Below are 17830 nucleotides of genomic sequence, written 5' to 3' on the forward strand. Positions count from 1 at the left end.
CGTTTTCGAAGGTTTTTGAAAACGAGGGGGTGAATAGATGGCCAATGAAACACTTGAAAAAATGCAGGAAATTGAAACTGCTGCAGAAGAAGTTTTGATGGGCTACAGGACGCAGGCTCAGGAGCTGCGACAGCAAGTAGATGAAGATCTCAGGCAGCTGGGTCAGACCTATGACGATGAAACGCAGAAGCTGGCAGAGGAATTAACCGCGAGTTCCCAGCAAAAGTTGGTGCTCCTGCAGCAAGACTTGGAGCAGACAACCCAGCAAAATGAGGACAAGGTTGCGGCTGCGCTGACAGACAAAAAAGCAGACTTGGCGCGAGCCATTGTAGAGAAGGTGGTAGAAGCCTATGGCCATTAGTCAAATGCGGCAGTTGTCTCTGCTTCTGCCCAAGGAACTGCTGGATCAGCTTCTCTTTTACCTACAGGGTTTAGAGTCGGTTCAGATTCATGACTTGCGGCAGGAAGAGGACTGGCAGGCAGCCTTTGAGCAGGCTTTAGTCGGCCAGCCGGATTGGCAGTTATCTCAGCAGGATTTGCTCAGTCGTCAGGAAAAGCTCGAGAGACTGATTGCAGAGCTGGAGCCTTTTATGCCGAAAAAGAAACTGCTGGAATCCTTAAAAGAAGAGCCTTTGGAGCTGTCCTTTGCTGCTTTGGAGCAGGCAGGGAAGGCCCGAGATGAGGAGGCGCTGCTGGAAGGAATCAGTAAGCAGCTTAAGGTCTTGCAAGAGGCCAAAGCTCAGATAGAAGCTGACCGCTTGGAAGTGGCTGCGCTGGAGAAGTGGGAGCCGCTGGAGCTAACACCGCAAGCAGCTGCGACTTTCAGTCATCTGGGAGCGTTGATTGGGACGATTCCCAATACCGACGACGATGCTCTGCGCCTGACTCTGGGAGCACATCATGACCTGAAGTTTCAGGAAGTCTTTACCGATGATACCGAGCATGGGGTTCTTATTTTTTACAAGGCAGGCTCTCTGGAAGAAATTCGCAAAATCTTGAAAGAGTATGGCTTTAAGCCTTTTGAGTATGACCATGCAGAGTTGCCTGCTGAGCGGATAGCCCAGCTCAAGGCCAATATCCGACAGCAGGAGGCTGTGGCCGATGCTATGACCAAGAGTCTGGCAGCTTCCAAGAATGAACTGGATCAGCTCAAGGTTCAGCTGGACTATCTCTGCAATCTCTCCTCTCGTCAAGAAAGTAAGAACCAGTTAGCCAGCACGAAAAATCTGGCGGCCTTGGAAGGCTGGATCGAAAGCAATCAAGTTCAAGCTCTTGAGGCTTGCTTGACAGAGCAGTTTGGCCAGAGCATTCTCATCCAGACCAGAGAGATTAGACAGGATGAGGAAGATAAGGTTCCGACCAAGCTTAAAAACAATGCCTTGGTGGAGCCCTTCGAGCTAGTGACGGAGATGTATTCCCTGCCTAAATATGGTGATAAGGATCCAACCCCTGTCGTTTCCCTATTTTATTTTGTATTCTTTGGGATGATGGTCGCTGACATCGGCTACGGTCTCTTGCTCTTTGTAGGCACCAGTCTGGCGCTGCACTTCTTGCATGTCAAGTCGGGACTGGCTAAGAATCTGCGATTCTTCCGCCTGTTGGGTGTGGCAGTCATCATCTGGGGGCTGGTTTATGGCTCTTTCTTTGGCTTTGAACTGCCCTTTGCTCTGATCAGTACCAGCTCTGATGCCATGACGATTCTGGTTATTTCGGTCGTCTTTGGTTTTGTTACGGTGCTGGCAGGCCTCTTCCTCAGCGGTTTGAAAAATATCCGCATCAAGGATTATGCAGAAGCTTATAATGCAGGCTTTGCTTGGGTGTTGATTTTGCTGGGGCTGCTACTCTTGGCACTGGGAAATTTCTTCCCATCCTTGGCCTTGGCAGCAACGATTGGTCAGTGGCTGGCCATCATCAATGCTCTGGGCATACTGGCAGTATCCATTGTCAGTGCTAAGAGCTTGGCAGGATTAGGGTCAGGTCTCTTTAATCTCTACAATGTCAGCGGCTATGTAGGAGACCTTGTCAGCTTTACGCGTCTGATGGCTTTGGGGCTTTCGGGAGCCAGCATTGGCTCGGCTTTTAACTTGATTGTTAGCCTCTTTCCACCTGTCGCTCGCTTTAGCATTGGCATTCTGCTCTTTATTGCCCTGCATTTGGTCAATATGTTTCTATCTTTTCTGTCCGGTTATGTGCACGGAGCGCGTTTGATTTTCGTGGAATTCTTCGGGAAATTCTACGACGGTGGCGGCAAGCCTTTCACTCCGCTCAAGCCTAGTGAGAAATACGTTCAGCAAAGTAAGAAATAAGGATTAGGGACTATGGTAAGAGATGAGAAACTCATCTTTTGAAATACATTTTCTAGAACATCAAAACAAGCAACATTCATTCAACTAGCTGTTGGTTTTACGACGATTACAGCATTTTCATAGGAGTAAATCATGGAACATTTAGCATCATATTTTGGAACTTACGGCGGCGCCTTTTTTGCAGGTCTGGGAGTAGCATTGGCAGTCTTTCTCAGCGGAATGGGCTCAGCTCTGGGTGTTGGAAGCACTGGTCAGGCAGCGGCAGCCCTCTTGAAAGAGCAACCAGAAAAATTCGCTCAAGCTCTGATTTTACAACTTTTGCCAGGTACCCAAGGTCTCTACGGCTTTGTTATCGGGATTACCGTCTTCTTTAATATCAAGCCAGAATTGGCTCTGCAATCAGGCGTAGCTTATTTCCTAGCTGCTTTGCCAGTTGCGATTGTTGGTTACTTTTCAGCCAAGCATCAAGGGCGAGTAGCGACCGCTGGTATTCAGATTTTGGCCAAGCGTCCGGAAGAGGTCATGAAAGGGGTTATCCTAGCGGCCATGGTTGAAACCTACGCCATCTTGGCCTTCGTTGTATCCTTCATCATGGTTCTGAATGTGAAGTAAGGAGGCTTTTATGTCTGACATATCAGATCTCAAAGCTTCTGTCTTGGAGCAGGCTCACGAAAAGGGGCGTCTGCTTTTGGCCGAGGCTACTGAGAAAATAGAGCAGGAAGCCAAAGAACGTGAGACCCAGCTGGTTCGGCAAAAGCTTGGACAGCGGGAGCAGCAGCTGAAAGAAATCAGCCGGCGCAGTCAGCGCGATATTCAGCAGCTGGAAAATCAAAAGCGCCAGTCTACTTTGGTTATCAAGCAGCGGGTTCTCAGAGAGCTTTTTGAAGAGGCTTATGCTCAGATGGCGGCATGGTCATCAGCTGAAGAGGAACATTTTCTGAAGAGTGTCCTGGCTAAATATCCAGAGGAAGAGATGACACTGGTTTTCGGTGCTCTATCAGCTGAGAAATTCAGCTTCAGCCAGTTAGAAGACTTGAAAAAAGCCTTTCCGCAAGTGCACTTTTCAGACCAGTCCATAGTCGGTCAGGCAGGTTTTGTGCTGAGCCAAGGACGAGTGGATGATAGTTATCTCTATCGTGACTTGCTGGACTCTGTCTGGCAGGAGGAAAGCTACAGACTGGCTCAGGATATTTTCAAAGACCAGGCAGAATAGGAGGCGGACCATGAGTGAAACAAGCTTCTCTCAAGTCAATACAGCCATTAGTGTGCAAGAGGCTTCCTTTTTGACGCCCCAGCAATATGAACAGTTGCTGCAGACTGACGATGCTGCCAGCCGTTCGGCTCTTCTGCAGGGAACGGTCTATGCCATGGATGCTGAAGCTATCAAGGATCTCAATGCCATTGAGCAAGTACTGATGAAGCATTTGTATTCCGTCTATAATTGGGCGCTTGAGATTAGTCCTAGTAAGGAGCTGGTGGAGATTTTCACACTCCGCTACACTTACCATAATCTCAAGGTTTTTCTCAAGGGCCGGGCGACAGGTCAGTCCTTGGAGCATTTGCTGATGCCGGTGGGGACCTATTCGCTGGAGGTTTTAGAGCACCTAGTCATGGCCTTTTCAGCTGAGTATTGTCCAGATTTCATGCTGGACGAGGTGCTTGCGACCTGGCAGGAATATCAGGATTATCAGGATGTGCGCGTGCTGGAGATTGGCATGGATATGGCTTATTTCCAGCATCTCAAGCGCCTGACACAGGAGTTGGAAGATGAGAGCCTGCTGCAGCTGGTGAATCTGACTATTGATTTTTACAATGCCATCACCGTCAAGCGGGCTGTTGGTTTGGGCAAACCGCACAGCTTTATGAGGCAGCTCCTGTCTGATGAAGGAAGTCTTTCTGCTGCCAACTGGATTGCCATGGCAGAGCAGGAGGATTTCTTGACTTGGTTTAGCCAGGTCAATCCCTGTGGCTACGATCTGGATCTGCGCTCCTATGAGGAGAAAATGCGGAACCAGACCTTGACGACAGTAGAGCTAGAATATCTGGCGGACCTCTTGCAGGCTAAGTTGCTTGCGGCTGGTCAGTTTGAGACAGATGGTCCGCTCCCTCTCGCCCGCTATCTGCTGGGTAAGGAGCTGGAAGTCAAGAATCTGCGGTTGATTTTGACCGGAATGGACAATCAGCTGCCCGTAGAGCTTATCAGAGAAAGGATGCGACCGATTTATGGACAAGACTAGCTACAAGATTGCGGTCGTGGGGAATCGCGATACCATTCTCCCTTTTAAGCTGATTGGTTTTCAGACCTTTCCAGTGAAGGAAGCTCAGGAGACGATCAATACCCTGCGTCGGCTCGCCCGCGAAGATTTTGGCATTATCTATCTGACGGAGGATATGGCTGCGGATATTCCAGAAACCCTGGCCTACTATGACCAGCTGGAGATTCCTGCTCTTGTGCTCATTCCTACCCATAAGGGGAGCACGGGTCTGGCTCTTTCACGGATCCATGAAAATGTCGAAAAGGCTGTAGGACAAGATATATTGTGAGGTTTTTATGCGAATCAATCAACTAGGTCAACCCATTGGGGATGCTCTGCCGGATTATCAACCGGGAGACTTGCCCAATCTGGAGCGAATCGAAGGTCAGTATGTTATTATCGAGCGTTTGTCCAAGGACAAGCATGGGGCGGATTTATATGAAGTGTATGGTCCGGATTCTCCTGCGGATATGTGGACCTATCTTTTTCAAAATCCTGCCCAAAGTCAGGAAGAATGGTCCCAGAAGCTAGATCAGATGCTGGTAGCACAGGATCGTTTCCACTATGCCATTGTGGACAAGGAGAGCGGTAAGGCTCTAGGAACTTTTGCCTTGATGAGGATTGACCGAAATAACCGCGTTATCGAAGTGGGAGCTGTGACCTATTCGCCCGAGCTGAAGCGCACCAGACTGGCTACTGAAGCTCAGTACTTGCTGGCACGCTATGTCTTTGAAGAGCTGGAGTATCGCCGCTATGAATGGAAATGCGATGCCCTCAATCAGCCTTCAAGGCGGGCAGCAGAGCGGCTTGGTTTCACCTACGAAGGCAGGTTTCGTCAGGCTGTTGTATATAAGGGGCGCAACCGAGATACTGACTGGCTGTCTATGATTGACAAGGATTGGCCGGCCGTCAAGAGCCGTCTAGAAAAATGGCTAAGCCCAGACAATTTCGACGAAAAGGGGCAGCAAATAAAAGCCTTATCTGATTGTTAAAATAAAAAGAAACAATACTTGCCCTAGAGTTAGCTAAGAAAGATTTCAAACTCGCGGCAAGAATCAAAAAATACTCTTTGGAAATGGAATTCAAACTGTTACTTAGTTTGCTCTTTGATTTTCATTGAGAAACAACAAAAATCTCCCAAGAATGGAGGAAGATTGTGAGTCAAGGAAAGATTATCAAAGTTTCTGGTCCTCTGGTGCTGGCATCAGGGATGCAGGAAGCGAATATTCAGGATATCTGCCGGGTTGGCGATTTGGGGCTAATCGGTGAAATTATTGAAATGCGGCGGGACCAAGCTTCTATTCAGGTTTATGAAGAAACTTCTGGCTTGGGTCCGGGAGAGCCGGTCATCACGACTGGAAGTCCTCTTTCCGTTGAACTGGGGCCAGGTCTGATTTCCCAGATGTTTGACGGGATTCAGCGGCCTTTGGAGCGTTTCCAGACCATCACGGAGAGCGACTTCCTCGTCCGCGGTGTCCAATTGCCAAATCTAGACCGAGAGACTAAGTGGGATTTTGTTCCAAGTCTGTCTGTTGGCGATGCAGTTGAGGCTGGCGATATTCTGGGAACGGTTCAGGAGACCAATCTGGTGGAGCACCGCATCATGGTGCCAGTCGGCGTCAGTGGACGCTTGGCCAACATCTCAGCGGGTAGTTTCACTGTTGAAGAGACTGTTTACGAGATTGAGCAGGCGGACGGGTCTGTCTTTAAAGGGACTTTGATGCAAAAATGGCCGGTCCGTCGTGGGCGTCCTTTTGCTCAGAAGCTGATTCCGGTTGAGCCTTTGGTGACAGGTCAGCGGGTCATCGATACTTTCTTCCCAGTAACCAAGGGCGGAGCAGCAGCCGTACCAGGACCATTCGGGGCTGGTAAGACTGTCGTTCAGCACCAGGTGGCCAAGTTTGCCAATGTTGACATCGTTATCTATGTCGGCTGTGGTGAGCGTGGCAATGAGATGACCGACGTACTCAATGAATTTCCAGAACTAATTGACCCAGCAACTGGCCAGTCCATCATGCAGCGGACGGTGCTGATTGCCAACACCTCCAATATGCCAGTAGCAGCTCGGGAAGCGTCGATTTACACAGGGATTACGATCGCAGAATACTTCCGTGACATGGGTTATTCCGTGGCCATCATGGCGGACTCAACCTCTCGCTGGGCAGAAGCCCTGCGGGAAATGTCTGGCCGTCTGGAAGAAATGCCGGGTGACGAAGGCTATCCAGCCTATCTTGGCAGCCGGATTGCTGAGTATTACGAGCGAGCTGGCCGGGTCAAGACACTCGGTTCGACTGCGCGTGAAGGCTCTATTACTGCTATCGGAGCCGTATCACCTCCGGGTGGCGATATTTCTGAGCCGGTGACGCAAAATACCCTGCGGATTGTCAAGGTCTTCTGGGGCTTGGATGCCCAGCTGGCTCAACGCCGACATTTTCCAGCTATCAACTGGCTGAGCTCCTACTCGCTCTACCTAGACGAAGTGGGAGCATATATCGACCAGCATGAGAAGATTCCTTGGGCTGAGAAAGTCACCAAGGCCATGAATATCCTGCAAAAGGAAAGCGAACTGCAGGAAATCGTGCGTTTGGTTGGCTTGGATTCCTTGTCTGAAAAGGACCGGCTGACTATGAATGCAGCCAAGATGATCCGCGAGGACTACCTGCAGCAGAATGCCTTTGATGATGTTGACACCTATACTTCTTTCAAAAAACAGGTAGCTTTATTGAGCAATATCCTGACCTTTGATGCGGAGGCCAATCGTGCCTTGGAGCTGGGAGCTTATTTCCGGGAAATCATGGAAGGAACGGTGGAGTTGCGTGACCGAATTGCCCGCAGTAAGTTTATTGATGAAGACCAGTTAGAAAACATTCAGGCCCTGAGTCAGACTATCGAGGAAACCCTGCACCAGATTCTTGCCCAAGGAGGACTAGACAATGAGCGTCATTAAAGAATACCGCACCGTCAGTGAAGTCGTCGGCCCTCTAATGATTGTCGACCAAGTCGCTGGTGTGCATTTCAATGAATTGGTAGAAATCCAGCTTCATGACGGCAGCAAGCGTCAGGGCCAGGTTCTGGAAGTCCAAGAAGACAAGGCTATGGTCCAGCTTTTTGAGGGATCTAGCGGAATCAATCTGGAAAAAGCCAAGGTCCGCTTTACCGGCCGTCCGTTAGAGCTGCCAGTGTCAGAAGACATGGTGGGACGGATTTTCAATGGCATGGGCAAGCCAATTGATGGCGGCCCAGCTATCTTGCCAGAAAAATATCTGGATATTGACGGTCAAGCTATCAATCCAGTAGCTCGCGACTATCCGGATGAATTTATCCAGACCGGTATTTCGGCCATCGACCACCTCAATACCTTGGTTAGGGGGCAAAAACTGCCAGTGTTTTCCGGATCTGGTCTGCCCCACAAGGAATTAGCTGCTCAAATCGCCCGTCAGGCTACCGTGCTTAATTCTGATGAAAACTTCGCCGTGGTCTTTGCGGCTATGGGGATTACCTTTGAAGAAGCCGAGTTCTTCATGAATGACCTCCGGGAGACAGGAGCCATTGACCGTTCGGTGCTCTTTATCAATCTGGCTAATGATCCGGCTATCGAGCGGATTGCGACGCCACGGATTGCCCTGACAGCAGCTGAGTACCTGGCTTATGAAAAGGATATGCACGTTCTGGTTATCATGACTGACATGACCAACTACTGTGAAGCCCTGCGGGAAGTTTCCGCAGCTCGTCGTGAGGTGCCGGGCCGCCGTGGGTATCCGGGTTACCTCTATACTAACCTATCCACCCTCTATGAGCGGGCTGGTCGTCTGGTCGGTAAGAAAGGCTCGGTGACGCAAATTCCGATTCTGTCCATGCCAGAGGATGACATTACCCATCCGATTCCAGACTTGACAGGTTATATTACGGAAGGTCAGATTATCCTTTCGCGCGACCTTTACAACAGTGGCTATCGTCCGCCCATTAATGTCCTCCCATCCCTGTCTCGTCTCAAGGACAAGGGTTCAGGTGAGGGCAAGACCAGAGGAGACCATGCTGCAACCATGAACCAGCTATTTGCCGCCTATGCGCAAGGCAAGCAGGCCAAGGAGCTGGCTGTCGTTCTGGGGGAATCCGCCCTGTCCGAAACGGACAAGCTTTATGTGCGCTTTACCGACCGCTTTGAGCAGGAATACATCAATCAAGGTTTCCAGACCAATCGAACCATTGAGGAAAGCTTGGATCTGGGCTGGGAACTCCTGTCCATCTTGCCAAGAACAGAACTTAAGCGGATCAAGGACGATATGATTGACCAATACCTGCCGCAGACCAAGGAGGAAGAAAGATGACGCGACTCAATGTCAAGCCGACTCGGATGGAGCTGAATAACTTAAAAGCCCGTCTCAAAACGGCTGTCCGCGGGCATAAACTGCTCAAGGACAAGCGGGATGAGCTGATGCGGCGCTTCATTGAGTCTGTCCGTGAGAACAATCAGCTCCGCCAAAAGGTCGAATCCGCTCTGGTTGGTCATCTGCAGGATTTTGTCATGGCCAAGGCGCTGGAGAGCGACCTCATGGTCGAGGAGATTTTTGCTGTGCCCACGCGGGAGGTCAATCTGCATGTGGAGACTGATAATATCATGAGTGTGCGCGTGCCCAAGATGTACGCCCATATTGACAATCCGCATACTGATGACGAGGGAGACGTGGTTTATAGCTATGTGGCGTCTAATAGCCAGATGGATGAAACCATTGAAAGCATGAGCGATCTGCTCCCTGACCTGCTGCGACTGGCTGAAATTGAGAAAAGCTGCCAGCTCATGGCGGATGAAATCGAGAAAACCCGCCGCCGGGTCAACGGACTAGAGTATGCTACCATCCCTGACCTCAAAGAAACCATCTACTACATCGAGATGAAGCTGGAAGAAGCCGAACGGGCCAGCCTCGTCCGAATGATGAAGGTGAAATAAGATGTGTAGGCGTTAAAAAACGAATGAAAAATAGGAACTGGACGATGGATTCGATGAATTCAAGCCCAGTTCTCTTTTTTCCGAGTTTTTAGCCGAAGCTCGATTTAGCTAGGCTAACCTAGACTGAATAGATTTATTCATAGCCAAAATAGACGAAGAAGCGATAGCTTCTAGGGATTTTCTCTTTTTTGCCAAGAGCTTAGGTCGGGTTTAGTTTACCAGAGTAGAAAAAATTCAAATAAGCCCAAAAGAAAAAACAGAACCTCTCCAAATGGGGTTCTTTTGCTTGTTGCCTGTTTTTATATGTTACAAACAAATCTCCATATTACAGGGGGCAGACAGTTTTGTTAAATAGGTCGAAAAAGGCTTTTTTCTTAGAAGATTTATGGTAAGATGGTTTTCGTATCATGAATGATTAGGAAGGTGCATTTTGCATATGAAAATGAATAAGAAATTACTTTTGGCTTCAACTGTTGCTTTGTCAGCATTGCCTTTGTTTACAACAAAAGCTGAGGAGCAGCCACAAAACTGGACTGCCAGAACAGTTGAGCAAATTAAAGCGGATATTACGAGCAATGAAAACCAACAAACTTACACTGTTCAATATGGAGACACTTTAGGCAATATCGCTCAAGCGATGAACATTGACCTTGTTGAATTGGCTAAAATCAACCAAATTGCCAATGCAGACTTGATTTTCCCAGGAACTGTTTTGACTATTACAACAAATGGACATAACGAAATTACCTCTGTAGAAATCCAAAGCTACCAAGCAGGAAATAATGCAGGATTGGTAACGGAAGATTATACGGCTAGCGAGATTTTTGGTACTGAACAAGCCGCTCCAGCGGCACCGGCTCAAGCAGCAGAAACTCCAGCTCCGGCTGTTGAGGAAGCTGTTGCAGCTCCAGCAGACCAAGCACCAGCGCCTGTTGAAGAAGCTCCTGCCCCAGTAGCAGAAGTTGCAAGTGAAGCAGTGCCAGCTGCGGAAGAAAATGCAGCAGCTCCAGTAGAGGCAGCTCCACAACCAGTAGTTGCTGCAAGTCCAGAAGCACCAGCAGAGGCAGCTCCAGAAGTGACTGAATTAGGCCAAGACCAAGTTAGTCAAGCAACTGCCGCTGTTGAGCCAACAACTTACAATGCTCCAGCTGTAACAGACGCTGCTAGCGTGACAACTAACAATCCTGCTAATGAAGGTCTTCAGCCACAGACTGCTGCTCTGAAAGAAGAGATAGCAGCTAAATATGGCATTACAGAATTTAGTCTTTACCGTCCAGGTGATAGCGGAGATCATGGTAAGGGCTTGGCAGCTGACTTTATCGTTGGTGACAATACTGAATTAGGAAACCGGGTTGCTGCCGATGTTACTTCTAACATGACTGAAAGAGGAATCTCTTACGTTATCTGGCAGCAACAGTTCTATGCACCATTTGAAAGCATCTATGGACCAGCTAATACTTGGAACCAAATGCCAGACCGTGGTAGTGTAACTGAAAATCACTACGACCACGTTCACGTATCTATGAATGAATAAGATGAATACAAGCCCAGAAATGGGCTTTTTCTGATATTCTCTGTGAAAAAGCGAGAATTTTCTGATAAATTTTGGTATAATAAAGCGAACTACAGATAAAGGATGAGAGAGAATGACCTTAGTTTATCAATCAACACGCGACGAAAAGAATAGAGTAACAGCCAGCCAGGCGATTCTGCAAGGTTTGGCGACAGACGGCGGGCTCTTTACGCCCATTACCTATCCGCAGGTCGATTTGGACTTTGCCAAGCTCAAAGACGCTTCTTATCAGGAAGTAGCCAAGCTGGTTTTGTCTGCATTTTTGGACGATTTTTCTGAAGCAGAGCTGGACTACTGTATCAACCATGCCTATGACAGCAAGTTTGATAATGCGGCTATTGCTCCCTTGGTCAAGCTGGATGGTCAGTACAATCTAGAGCTTTTCCACGGAGCGACCATTGCCTTCAAGGACATGGCTTTGTCTATCCTGCCTCACTTGATGACAACTGCAGCTAAAAAGCACGGCTTGGAAAACAAAATTGTCATTTTGACAGCGACTTCTGGTGACACAGGCAAGGCGGCTATGGCAGGTTTTGCGGATGTTCCTGGGACTGAAATCATCGTCTTCTATCCGAAAGACGGTGTCAGCAAGGTCCAAGAGCTGCAAATGACGACGCAGACAGGTGCCAATACGCATGTTGTTGCCATTGACGGCAACTTTGACGATGCCCAGACTAATGTCAAGCACATGTTCAATGACACAGACCTACGAGCTCGTCTCTTGGAGCACAAACTCCAGTTTTCATCAGCTAATTCCATGAATATCGGCCGTTTGGTGCCTCAGATTGTCTACTATGTCTATGCTTATGCTCAGCTAGTGAAGACGGGAGAAATCACAGCAGGAGACAAGGTCAACTTTACCGTTCCGACAGGGAACTTTGGTAATATCTTGGCAGCCTACTATGCCAAGCAAATCGGTCTGCCAGTTGGCAAGCTGATCTGCGCATCGAATGAGAACAATGTCCTGACGGACTTCTTCAAGACTCAGGTTTATGACAAGAAGCGGAGCTTCAAGGTGACATCTAGTCCATCCATGGATATTCTGGTTTCCTCTAACTTGGAGCGTTTGATTTTCCACCTGTCTGGTAACAGCGCTGAGAAAACAGCTGCCTTGATGGCGGCCCTGAATGAGCATGGACAGTATGAACTGACGGACTTTGACGCTGAGATTTTAGAGCTCTTTGCGGCTGATTATGCGACAGAGCAAGAAACAGCAGCTGAAATCAAGCGGGTCTATCAAGAATCTGACTACATCGAAGACCCTCATACTGCCGTTGCGTCTGCTGTCTATCAAAAATATCTGGCAGAGACAGGTGATCAGCGTAAGACTGTTATCGCGTCTACCGCTAGTCCTTATAAATTCCCAGTCGTGGCTGTTGAGGCTGTGACTGGTCAGTCAGGACTTAGTGACTTCGAGGCTTTGGAGCAACTGCACGAACTTTCTGGCGTAGCTCTGCCACCAGCTGTGGACGGCTTAGAAACAGCCCCAGTGCGCCACAAAACGACGGTTGCTGCAGACCAAATGCAGGCAGCAGTCGAAGATTATTTGGGATTATAAAAAACAAAAACATCAGCTTATTCATTGGCTGATGTTTTATAATCTATTTCAAAACAATCAACTGCTTACCAGCTAGGCTGTAACTGTCAGCTAGCAGTGAAATTGGTTTTTTGGCATCAATGTCTGGATACTGGAGATGCAATCTTTGCTTGTTTTTGTTTTCGTAGAAAGCCTCTTGGTTGCCAAAGTTGATGACGATGGTCATACTCTCTTTGCTGTCTTGAATTTTGTACTCCAATAGACTGTCTGTCAGCCAGTTGACCTGACAGGCTTGCTTGATAGCGGTGCTGGTCTTTAGATGCAACAGCGGATGTGCCCTGCGAAAAGCAATCAGTTGTTTAACAAAATCAATATCCTCTGTGTAATGCAGGGAGCGCAGCCAGTCTAGTTTGTTAATCTCATCAGGCATATTGTAGGTGTTGTCAATCAGATTTTTAGTCCGGAAAAATTCCTGACCGCTGTGGATAAAGGGCACACCCTGGGCCAGCAGTACGAGATGGAGAGCCAGCCGTGAATTGGTCAGCCGATCCCGCAGGGTGATAGCAGGATTGACGATATCAAAGTAATCAAAAACCGTTGCATTATCATGGCACTCGACATAATTAATAGCTTGCTGAGGCGCTATGAAGTGAGCCTCACCTTTTAGACCGACATTGGCCGTCAGGACATTTTCAAGCTGACTGGCAGGAGTCTTGCTCTCGATTTGCCGGCCTTGGGCGATGGTCTGCTTGAGACTGTCACGGAAATGGTCGCTGAAAAATCCATAATCCGGAAGCTGGGCAGCATTGTACTGATGAGCCAAACGTTCACTTGCCAGTCCAGTATCCATCTGCCAGCCTTCGCCGTAGAGGTAGATGTTAGGATAGAGCGTCTTGAGTTCGTCAGCTATCTGCTGCATGGTTTGGATATCTAAAATCCCCATCAGATCAAAGCGGAAACCGTCAAAACCATAGAGGCTGACCCATTGCTTGACCGACTGCTTGATATAGCGGCGAACCATGGCCTTCTCACTGGCCACATCATTGCCGCAGAAGGTTCCGTTGGTCCGGTAACCCATGTCATTGAGTCGGAAAAAATAGCCGGGCACGATTTTTTCAAAAGCATAGCTGTTGGCATCATAGACATGATTGTAGACCACGTCCATGATAACGCTGATATCAGCATTGTGGTAGGCAGTAATGGCTGCCTGCAGCTCTAAGATGCGGGCATAAGGGTTTCGTGGATTGCTGGCAAAACTGCCATCTGGGACATTATACTGGACAGGGTCGTAGCCCCAGTTGTAGACGAGCTCAGGATGCTTTTCATCAACGCTGCCAAAGTCGTAGACAGGCATGAGCTGTACGTGGCTGATACCTAGCTCTTTCAGATAGTCCAGACCGAACTTCTGACCGTGGACGACTGGAGATTCGCTCAACGAGGCAAACTTCCCAGGACAGGAGAAGCCAGCTTCTTTCTGCATAGAGAAATCACGGACGCTCATTTCATAAATGACGGCTTCTGTCGGATTCAACTGTGTTTTCGCTCGTTTGATAGGCTTTTTAATCTTGTCTAGATCGATGACATAGCTGTTGCCTGAATTGACATCTGAGGATAGGGCGTAGGGATCATGGACTTCTACCCACTTGCCATTGATCTTATGGAGATAAGAATAGGGCGCTCCCTCTAAATCTCCCTCAATCCGGGTATGCCAGACTCCCTTATCCAGACGTTTGAGATGGTGAACCTGGTCTTTCAGATGCAGGAGGACTTTTTCAGAAATAGGTGCCCAGAGTCTGAAGTCGGTGGCTTGGGGGTTGTACTGAGCTCCCAAATCGTCGCCTACATAGTCAAAAATCTCATCGAAAATAGGCTTTTTCACGATATGGCGGTACTGCAGGTCGGTATGATTGCGATCTTGGTCATAGACCTTGTAGGACTGCGTCAGGTCAATGGGCTCATTAGCTGACACGGTGTAGATGATCCGCTCTTCCTGATTGTTGATATTTTTGATGGTTAAGGGGCTAGAGCTGTGCTTGTCTTCCAGTGTAAAGTGGATGGAGTAGGCTTCAAAGCTCTTTTCCAGTTCGATGGTGATGATATTTTCGTCATCTAAATAGGCTTGAAAAATACGAAAGGCCATGTTTTTCCTCTTTCTTTGTCATTTTCTCTTCGGGTAATTGCTTTTAAGTTCAGGCTCTTCTCTGGTTTAGGAAAAGGCCGTTCTGTGAATCTTTGATAAATGAGTAAAAGCACTCGGATTAGCGAGTACTGATGCTATGCGGAATCAGCTGGCGATAGCAGATCTGCTTATCTTCTTTATTGTCCTTGATGATTTGGAAGAGGGTCCGGAAAGACTCTTTCCCAAGCTCGAGGGCATTGATATCGATATAGGCATCCACATCAATGCGCGGTTTGAGAGAATCAAAGGTGATAATGGGAATCTGGTAGTCCTGATCTTTGAGATAGTGCAGGGCTCCTTCTGCTACCAAGGTATCAGATGTCACGATAGCTTCAATCTCATCCAGCGGCAGCTCCTCCATAATCTTGTAACTGTTATCTTCCAGAAGGAAACCGAAGGCAAATTTGATAATGCGTTCATCCAAAGGCCGTTCTGCTTCATTCAGAGCTTGCTTGTAGCCTGTGTAACGATCTTGAGAAACGACCAGCTCCTTATTCCCGGCTAGAAAGGCGATTTTCCGATAGCCTTTGTCTAAGAAATATCTGGTCGCGTCGTAACCAGCCTTAATATTGTCATTGTCCACCAGAGAGATGAAAGGTGAGACAGCTTTCCCTAGGATAAGGAAAGGGAAGTTGTTCCTGACTGCAAAGTCGACCAAAGGATCGTCCTGCTTAGAATAAAGGAAAATCAGTCCATCTACTCGTTTTCCTAAAATCATTTGCTTCAGATTTTCCAAGCGATGCTCTTCATCTTGCCCAGTGCTGATCTGGATGGCATAGTCATAGTCAGAAGCAATCTGAGAAATCCCCCGCAATACAGTTGGGAAAAAAGGGTTTTGATAGAAGACATCTGAGTCGTCCGGTAGGACCAAGCCGATGACCTGGCTGGATTGACTGACCAGACTTCTGGCATTGAGATTGGGATGATAGTCCAGTTCCTTCATAGCAGCACGGACCCGTTTTTTGGTTTCTTCACTAATGGTTGATTTGTTTTGCACGACACGGGTCACAGTAGAGGGCGACACGCCTGCTAGTTTTGCGACTTCTTTGATAGTAACTCGCATAAAAACCTCCTAAAGGCCTGCATTTGCTGGAAATCCTTACGATAACATGAACTATTTGAAAACTAGTAGAGCCACTCGCTTTCTATAAGGAATGCAAACCTGTGCCGAAAATAGCTGGCAGCGACAGTGATTTTGCCTAACTATTGTGGTCAAAAAAGCAAGTATGAGGCGGATTCTCCACAAACGCAAACGTTTTCTGTTTGTAAGAACATTTTAACACAAAAAGAGAACGCTTGCAAGAAGAGAAAAACGGTAAACAATTGGGGCAGTAGGAGAGTCCTAAAAGAGCATTATATCCATTAATCAATAAATTGAAAAAAATCTCAAAAACCCCTTGCACTAAAAAAAAAAATAGGTTATAATCAAGTCGACGCAAACGTTTGCATTAAGTAAAAATGAAAAGGCGTAGAGGAAAAATAACGAGGTGACAAAATGAAAAAACGTCAAAGCGGTGTGCTCATGCACATTTCATCCCTTCCGGGCAAGTACGGTATCGGATCTTTTGGCCAAAGTGCTTATGATTTTGTAGACTTCTTGGTTCGCACCAAGCAGCGCTATTGGCAGATTTTGCCACTGGGAACGACCAGTTATGGTGATTCTCCTTATCAGTCTTTCTCTGCTTTCGCGGGGAATACCTACTTTATCGATTTTGATATTCTGATAGAAGAAGGACTGCTGAACGAGGCAGATGTCAAGGGAGCTGATTTTGGAGATGATCCTAGAAAAGTGGATTATGCAAAGATTTTTGACGCTCGCCGTCCAATCATGGAAAAAGCAGTAGCTCGCTTCTTGAAAGCAGACGATCTGTCTGACTATGAGAGCTTTGTAGAGCAAAATGCAGCTTGGTTGGAAGTTTTCGCTGAGTACATGGCTATCAAGGAACATTTTGATAATCTAGCTTGGACAGAGTGGCCGGATGAAGCTATTCGTCGCCGTGAGGCTGCTAGTCTCGCTTCATACCGTGAGAATCTGGCTGACAAGCTGACCTACCATCGTGTGACCCAGTATCTCTTCTTTAAGCAGTGGTTAAGATTAAAAGCCTATGCTAATGAACATCACATCGAGATTGTCGGTGATATGCCAATCTATGTGGCAGCTGACAGTGCTGATGTGTGGGCACAGCCGCACTTCTTTAAGACAGATGCTGTTGGCAAGCCAACTTGTGTGGCAGGCTGTCCGCCAGATGAATTTTCAGAAACTGGCCAGCTTTGGGGCAATCCTATCTATGACTGGGAAGCTATGGATAAGGATGGTTATGCTTGGTGGATTGAGCGTCTGCGTGAAAGCTTCAAGATTTACGACATTGTCCGTATCGACCACTTCCGCGGCTTTGAGTCTTACTGGGAAGTACCTGCTGGCTCAGAAACATCTGCTTCTGGTAAGTGGGTCAAAGGTCCTGACTACAAGCTCTTTGCAGCGGTTAAGGAAGCCTTGGGTGATTTGAATATCATCGCAGAAGACCTAGGCTTTATGACGGACGAAGTGATCGAGCTGCGCGAGCGCACTGGTTTCCCAGGAATGAAGATCTTGCAATTCGCCTTCAATCCTGATGATGAAAGCATCGATAGCCCGCATCTGGCGCCAAACAACTCAGTCATGTATACCGGAACCCATGATAACAATACTGTTCTGGGCTGGTACAAGGATGAGATTGACGACGCTACTCGCCAGTACATGGCTCAGTACACCAACCGTAAGGAGTACGAAACAGTACCTCATGCAATGCTGCGCACAATCTTTGCTTCAGTCAGCTTTATGGCCATTGCGACTATGCAAGACCTGCTGGAATTAGATAGTGCAGCACGGATGAACTATCCATCCACAATTGGTGGCAACTGGACTTGGCGGATGACAGCTGAAGAGCTGAATCCAATCGTCGAAGGTGAGCTTTACAGCTTGACCAAGACATACCGTCGTATGAATACCGATTTAATTAACGAATAAAGAACAGCCGAATCAGGCTTGAAGG

Annotated in this window: 15 protein-coding genes; 13 read left to right on the forward strand and 2 right to left on the reverse strand. The window is 47.9% G+C overall.

From position 1 onward, the window contains the following. Positions 1-37 precede the first annotated feature (37 nt). The 12 genes from MFP28_RS00510 to thrC all read left to right on the forward strand — a co-directional run bounded on the left by MFP28_RS00510 (position 38) and on the right by thrC (position 12640). Positions 38-361: a hypothetical protein gene (locus MFP28_RS00510; RefSeq protein ID WP_002907703.1), complete on the forward strand. Its 324-nt coding sequence runs from the start codon at positions 38-40 to the stop codon at positions 359-361. Continuing rightward, entirely contained in the window at positions 351-2306 is a 1956-nt protein-coding gene (locus MFP28_RS00515; RefSeq protein WP_002907704.1) for a V-type ATP synthase subunit I, read from the forward strand. Before MFP28_RS00510 ends, MFP28_RS00515 begins: the two co-directional genes overlap by 11 nt. A 132-nt stretch (positions 2307-2438) precedes the next feature. After that, positions 2439-2918: a V-type ATP synthase subunit K gene (locus MFP28_RS00520; protein ID WP_002898768.1), complete on the forward strand. Its 480-nt coding sequence runs from the start codon at positions 2439-2441 to the stop codon at positions 2916-2918. A 10-nt stretch (positions 2919-2928) separates the two neighbouring features. After that, complete coding sequence (locus MFP28_RS00525; protein WP_002907705.1) at positions 2929-3519, forward strand: hypothetical protein; 591 nt, start codon at positions 2929-2931, stop codon at positions 3517-3519. Between the two features lie 10 nt (positions 3520-3529). Further along, positions 3530-4543 carry a V-type ATPase subunit gene (locus tag MFP28_RS00530; RefSeq protein ID WP_002907706.1) on the forward strand — a complete coding sequence of 338 codons (1014 nt, stop codon included), beginning with the start codon at positions 3530-3532 and terminating at the stop codon, positions 4541-4543. Beyond that, on the forward strand, positions 4530-4850 hold the full coding sequence (locus MFP28_RS00535) for a V-type ATP synthase subunit F (RefSeq protein WP_002898763.1): 321 nt from the start codon (positions 4530-4532) through the stop codon (positions 4848-4850). Before MFP28_RS00530 ends, MFP28_RS00535 begins: the two co-directional genes overlap by 14 nt. A gap of 7 nt (positions 4851-4857) precedes the next feature. Continuing rightward, a complete protein-coding gene (locus tag MFP28_RS00540) occupies positions 4858-5553 on the forward strand; it encodes a GNAT family N-acetyltransferase (protein ID WP_002907707.1) in 696 nt (231 codons plus the stop codon). 164 nt (positions 5554-5717) lie between these two features. Continuing rightward, positions 5718-7508: a V-type ATP synthase subunit A gene (locus MFP28_RS00545; RefSeq protein WP_002907708.1), complete on the forward strand. Its 1791-nt coding sequence runs from the start codon at positions 5718-5720 to the stop codon at positions 7506-7508. Further along, positions 7495-8889 carry a V-type ATP synthase subunit B gene (locus tag MFP28_RS00550; protein WP_002902006.1) on the forward strand — a complete coding sequence of 465 codons (1395 nt, stop codon included), beginning with the start codon at positions 7495-7497 and terminating at the stop codon, positions 8887-8889. The genes MFP28_RS00545 and MFP28_RS00550 overlap by 14 nt, the downstream gene beginning before the upstream one ends. Then, positions 8886-9509 (forward strand): V-type ATP synthase subunit D, encoded by a 624-nt coding sequence (locus MFP28_RS00555; protein WP_002907709.1) that lies wholly within the window; start codon positions 8886-8888, stop codon positions 9507-9509. Before MFP28_RS00550 ends, MFP28_RS00555 begins: the two co-directional genes overlap by 4 nt. 436 nt (positions 9510-9945) lie before the next feature. Further along, complete coding sequence (locus MFP28_RS00560) at positions 9946-11043, forward strand: LysM peptidoglycan-binding domain-containing protein (RefSeq protein WP_002907710.1); 1098 nt, start codon at positions 9946-9948, stop codon at positions 11041-11043. Positions 11044-11155: 112 nt separating this feature from the next. After that, positions 11156-12640 (forward strand): threonine synthase, encoded by a 1485-nt coding sequence (gene thrC, locus MFP28_RS00565; RefSeq protein WP_002907711.1) that lies wholly within the window; start codon positions 11156-11158, stop codon positions 12638-12640. Positions 12641-12683: 43 nt separating this feature from the next. On the opposite strand, the gene pulA is transcribed toward thrC, so the two are convergent. Next, positions 12684-14759: a type I pullulanase gene (gene pulA / locus MFP28_RS00570; RefSeq protein ID WP_002907712.1), complete on the reverse strand. Its 2076-nt coding sequence runs from the start codon at positions 14757-14759 to the stop codon at positions 12684-12686. Positions 14760-14877: 118 nt separating this feature from the next. Next, positions 14878-15861 carry a LacI family DNA-binding transcriptional regulator gene (locus MFP28_RS00575; RefSeq protein ID WP_002907713.1) on the reverse strand — a complete coding sequence of 328 codons (984 nt, stop codon included), beginning with the start codon at positions 15859-15861 and terminating at the stop codon, positions 14878-14880. A gap of 432 nt (positions 15862-16293) precedes the next feature. On the opposite strand from MFP28_RS00575, the gene malQ reads away from it, so the two are divergent. Next, positions 16294-17805: a 4-alpha-glucanotransferase gene (gene malQ / locus MFP28_RS00580; protein ID WP_002907714.1), complete on the forward strand. Its 1512-nt coding sequence runs from the start codon at positions 16294-16296 to the stop codon at positions 17803-17805. Positions 17806-17830 lie beyond the last annotated feature (25 nt).

The sequence above is a fragment of the Streptococcus sanguinis genome, assembly GCF_050234405.1.
GTDB classification, from domain to species: domain Bacteria; phylum Bacillota; class Bacilli; order Lactobacillales; family Streptococcaceae; genus Streptococcus; species Streptococcus sanguinis_W.

Excerpts from the sequence above, each read along its gene's own strand:
- MFP28_RS00530 (WP_002907706.1), top strand. The coding sequence starts at position 3,530 with ATGAGTGAAACAAGCTTCTCTCAAGTCAATACAGCCATTAGTGTGCAA.
- MFP28_RS00515 (WP_002907704.1), top strand. The coding sequence starts at position 351 with ATGGCCATTAGTCAAATGCGGCAGTTGTCTCTGCTTCTGCCCAAGGAA.
- malQ (WP_002907714.1), top strand. The coding sequence starts at position 16,294 with ATGAAAAAACGTCAAAGCGGTGTGCTCATGCACATTTCATCCCTTCCG.
- thrC (WP_002907711.1), top strand. The coding sequence starts at position 11,156 with ATGACCTTAGTTTATCAATCAACACGCGACGAAAAGAATAGAGTAACA.
- MFP28_RS00575 (WP_002907713.1), bottom strand. The coding sequence starts at position 15,861 with ATGCGAGTTACTATCAAAGAAGTCGCAAAACTAGCAGGCGTGTCGCCC.
- MFP28_RS00550 (WP_002902006.1), top strand. The coding sequence starts at position 7,495 with ATGAGCGTCATTAAAGAATACCGCACCGTCAGTGAAGTCGTCGGCCCT.
- pulA (WP_002907712.1), bottom strand. The coding sequence starts at position 14,759 with ATGGCCTTTCGTATTTTTCAAGCCTATTTAGATGACGAAAATATCATC.
- MFP28_RS00555 (WP_002907709.1), top strand. The coding sequence starts at position 8,886 with ATGACGCGACTCAATGTCAAGCCGACTCGGATGGAGCTGAATAACTTA.
- MFP28_RS00540 (WP_002907707.1), top strand. The coding sequence starts at position 4,858 with ATGCGAATCAATCAACTAGGTCAACCCATTGGGGATGCTCTGCCGGAT.
- MFP28_RS00510 (WP_002907703.1), top strand. The coding sequence starts at position 38 with ATGGCCAATGAAACACTTGAAAAAATGCAGGAAATTGAAACTGCTGCA.
- MFP28_RS00560 (WP_002907710.1), top strand. The coding sequence starts at position 9,946 with ATGAAAATGAATAAGAAATTACTTTTGGCTTCAACTGTTGCTTTGTCA.
- MFP28_RS00520 (WP_002898768.1), top strand. The coding sequence starts at position 2,439 with ATGGAACATTTAGCATCATATTTTGGAACTTACGGCGGCGCCTTTTTT.
- MFP28_RS00525 (WP_002907705.1), top strand. The coding sequence starts at position 2,929 with ATGTCTGACATATCAGATCTCAAAGCTTCTGTCTTGGAGCAGGCTCAC.
- MFP28_RS00535 (WP_002898763.1), top strand. The coding sequence starts at position 4,530 with ATGGACAAGACTAGCTACAAGATTGCGGTCGTGGGGAATCGCGATACC.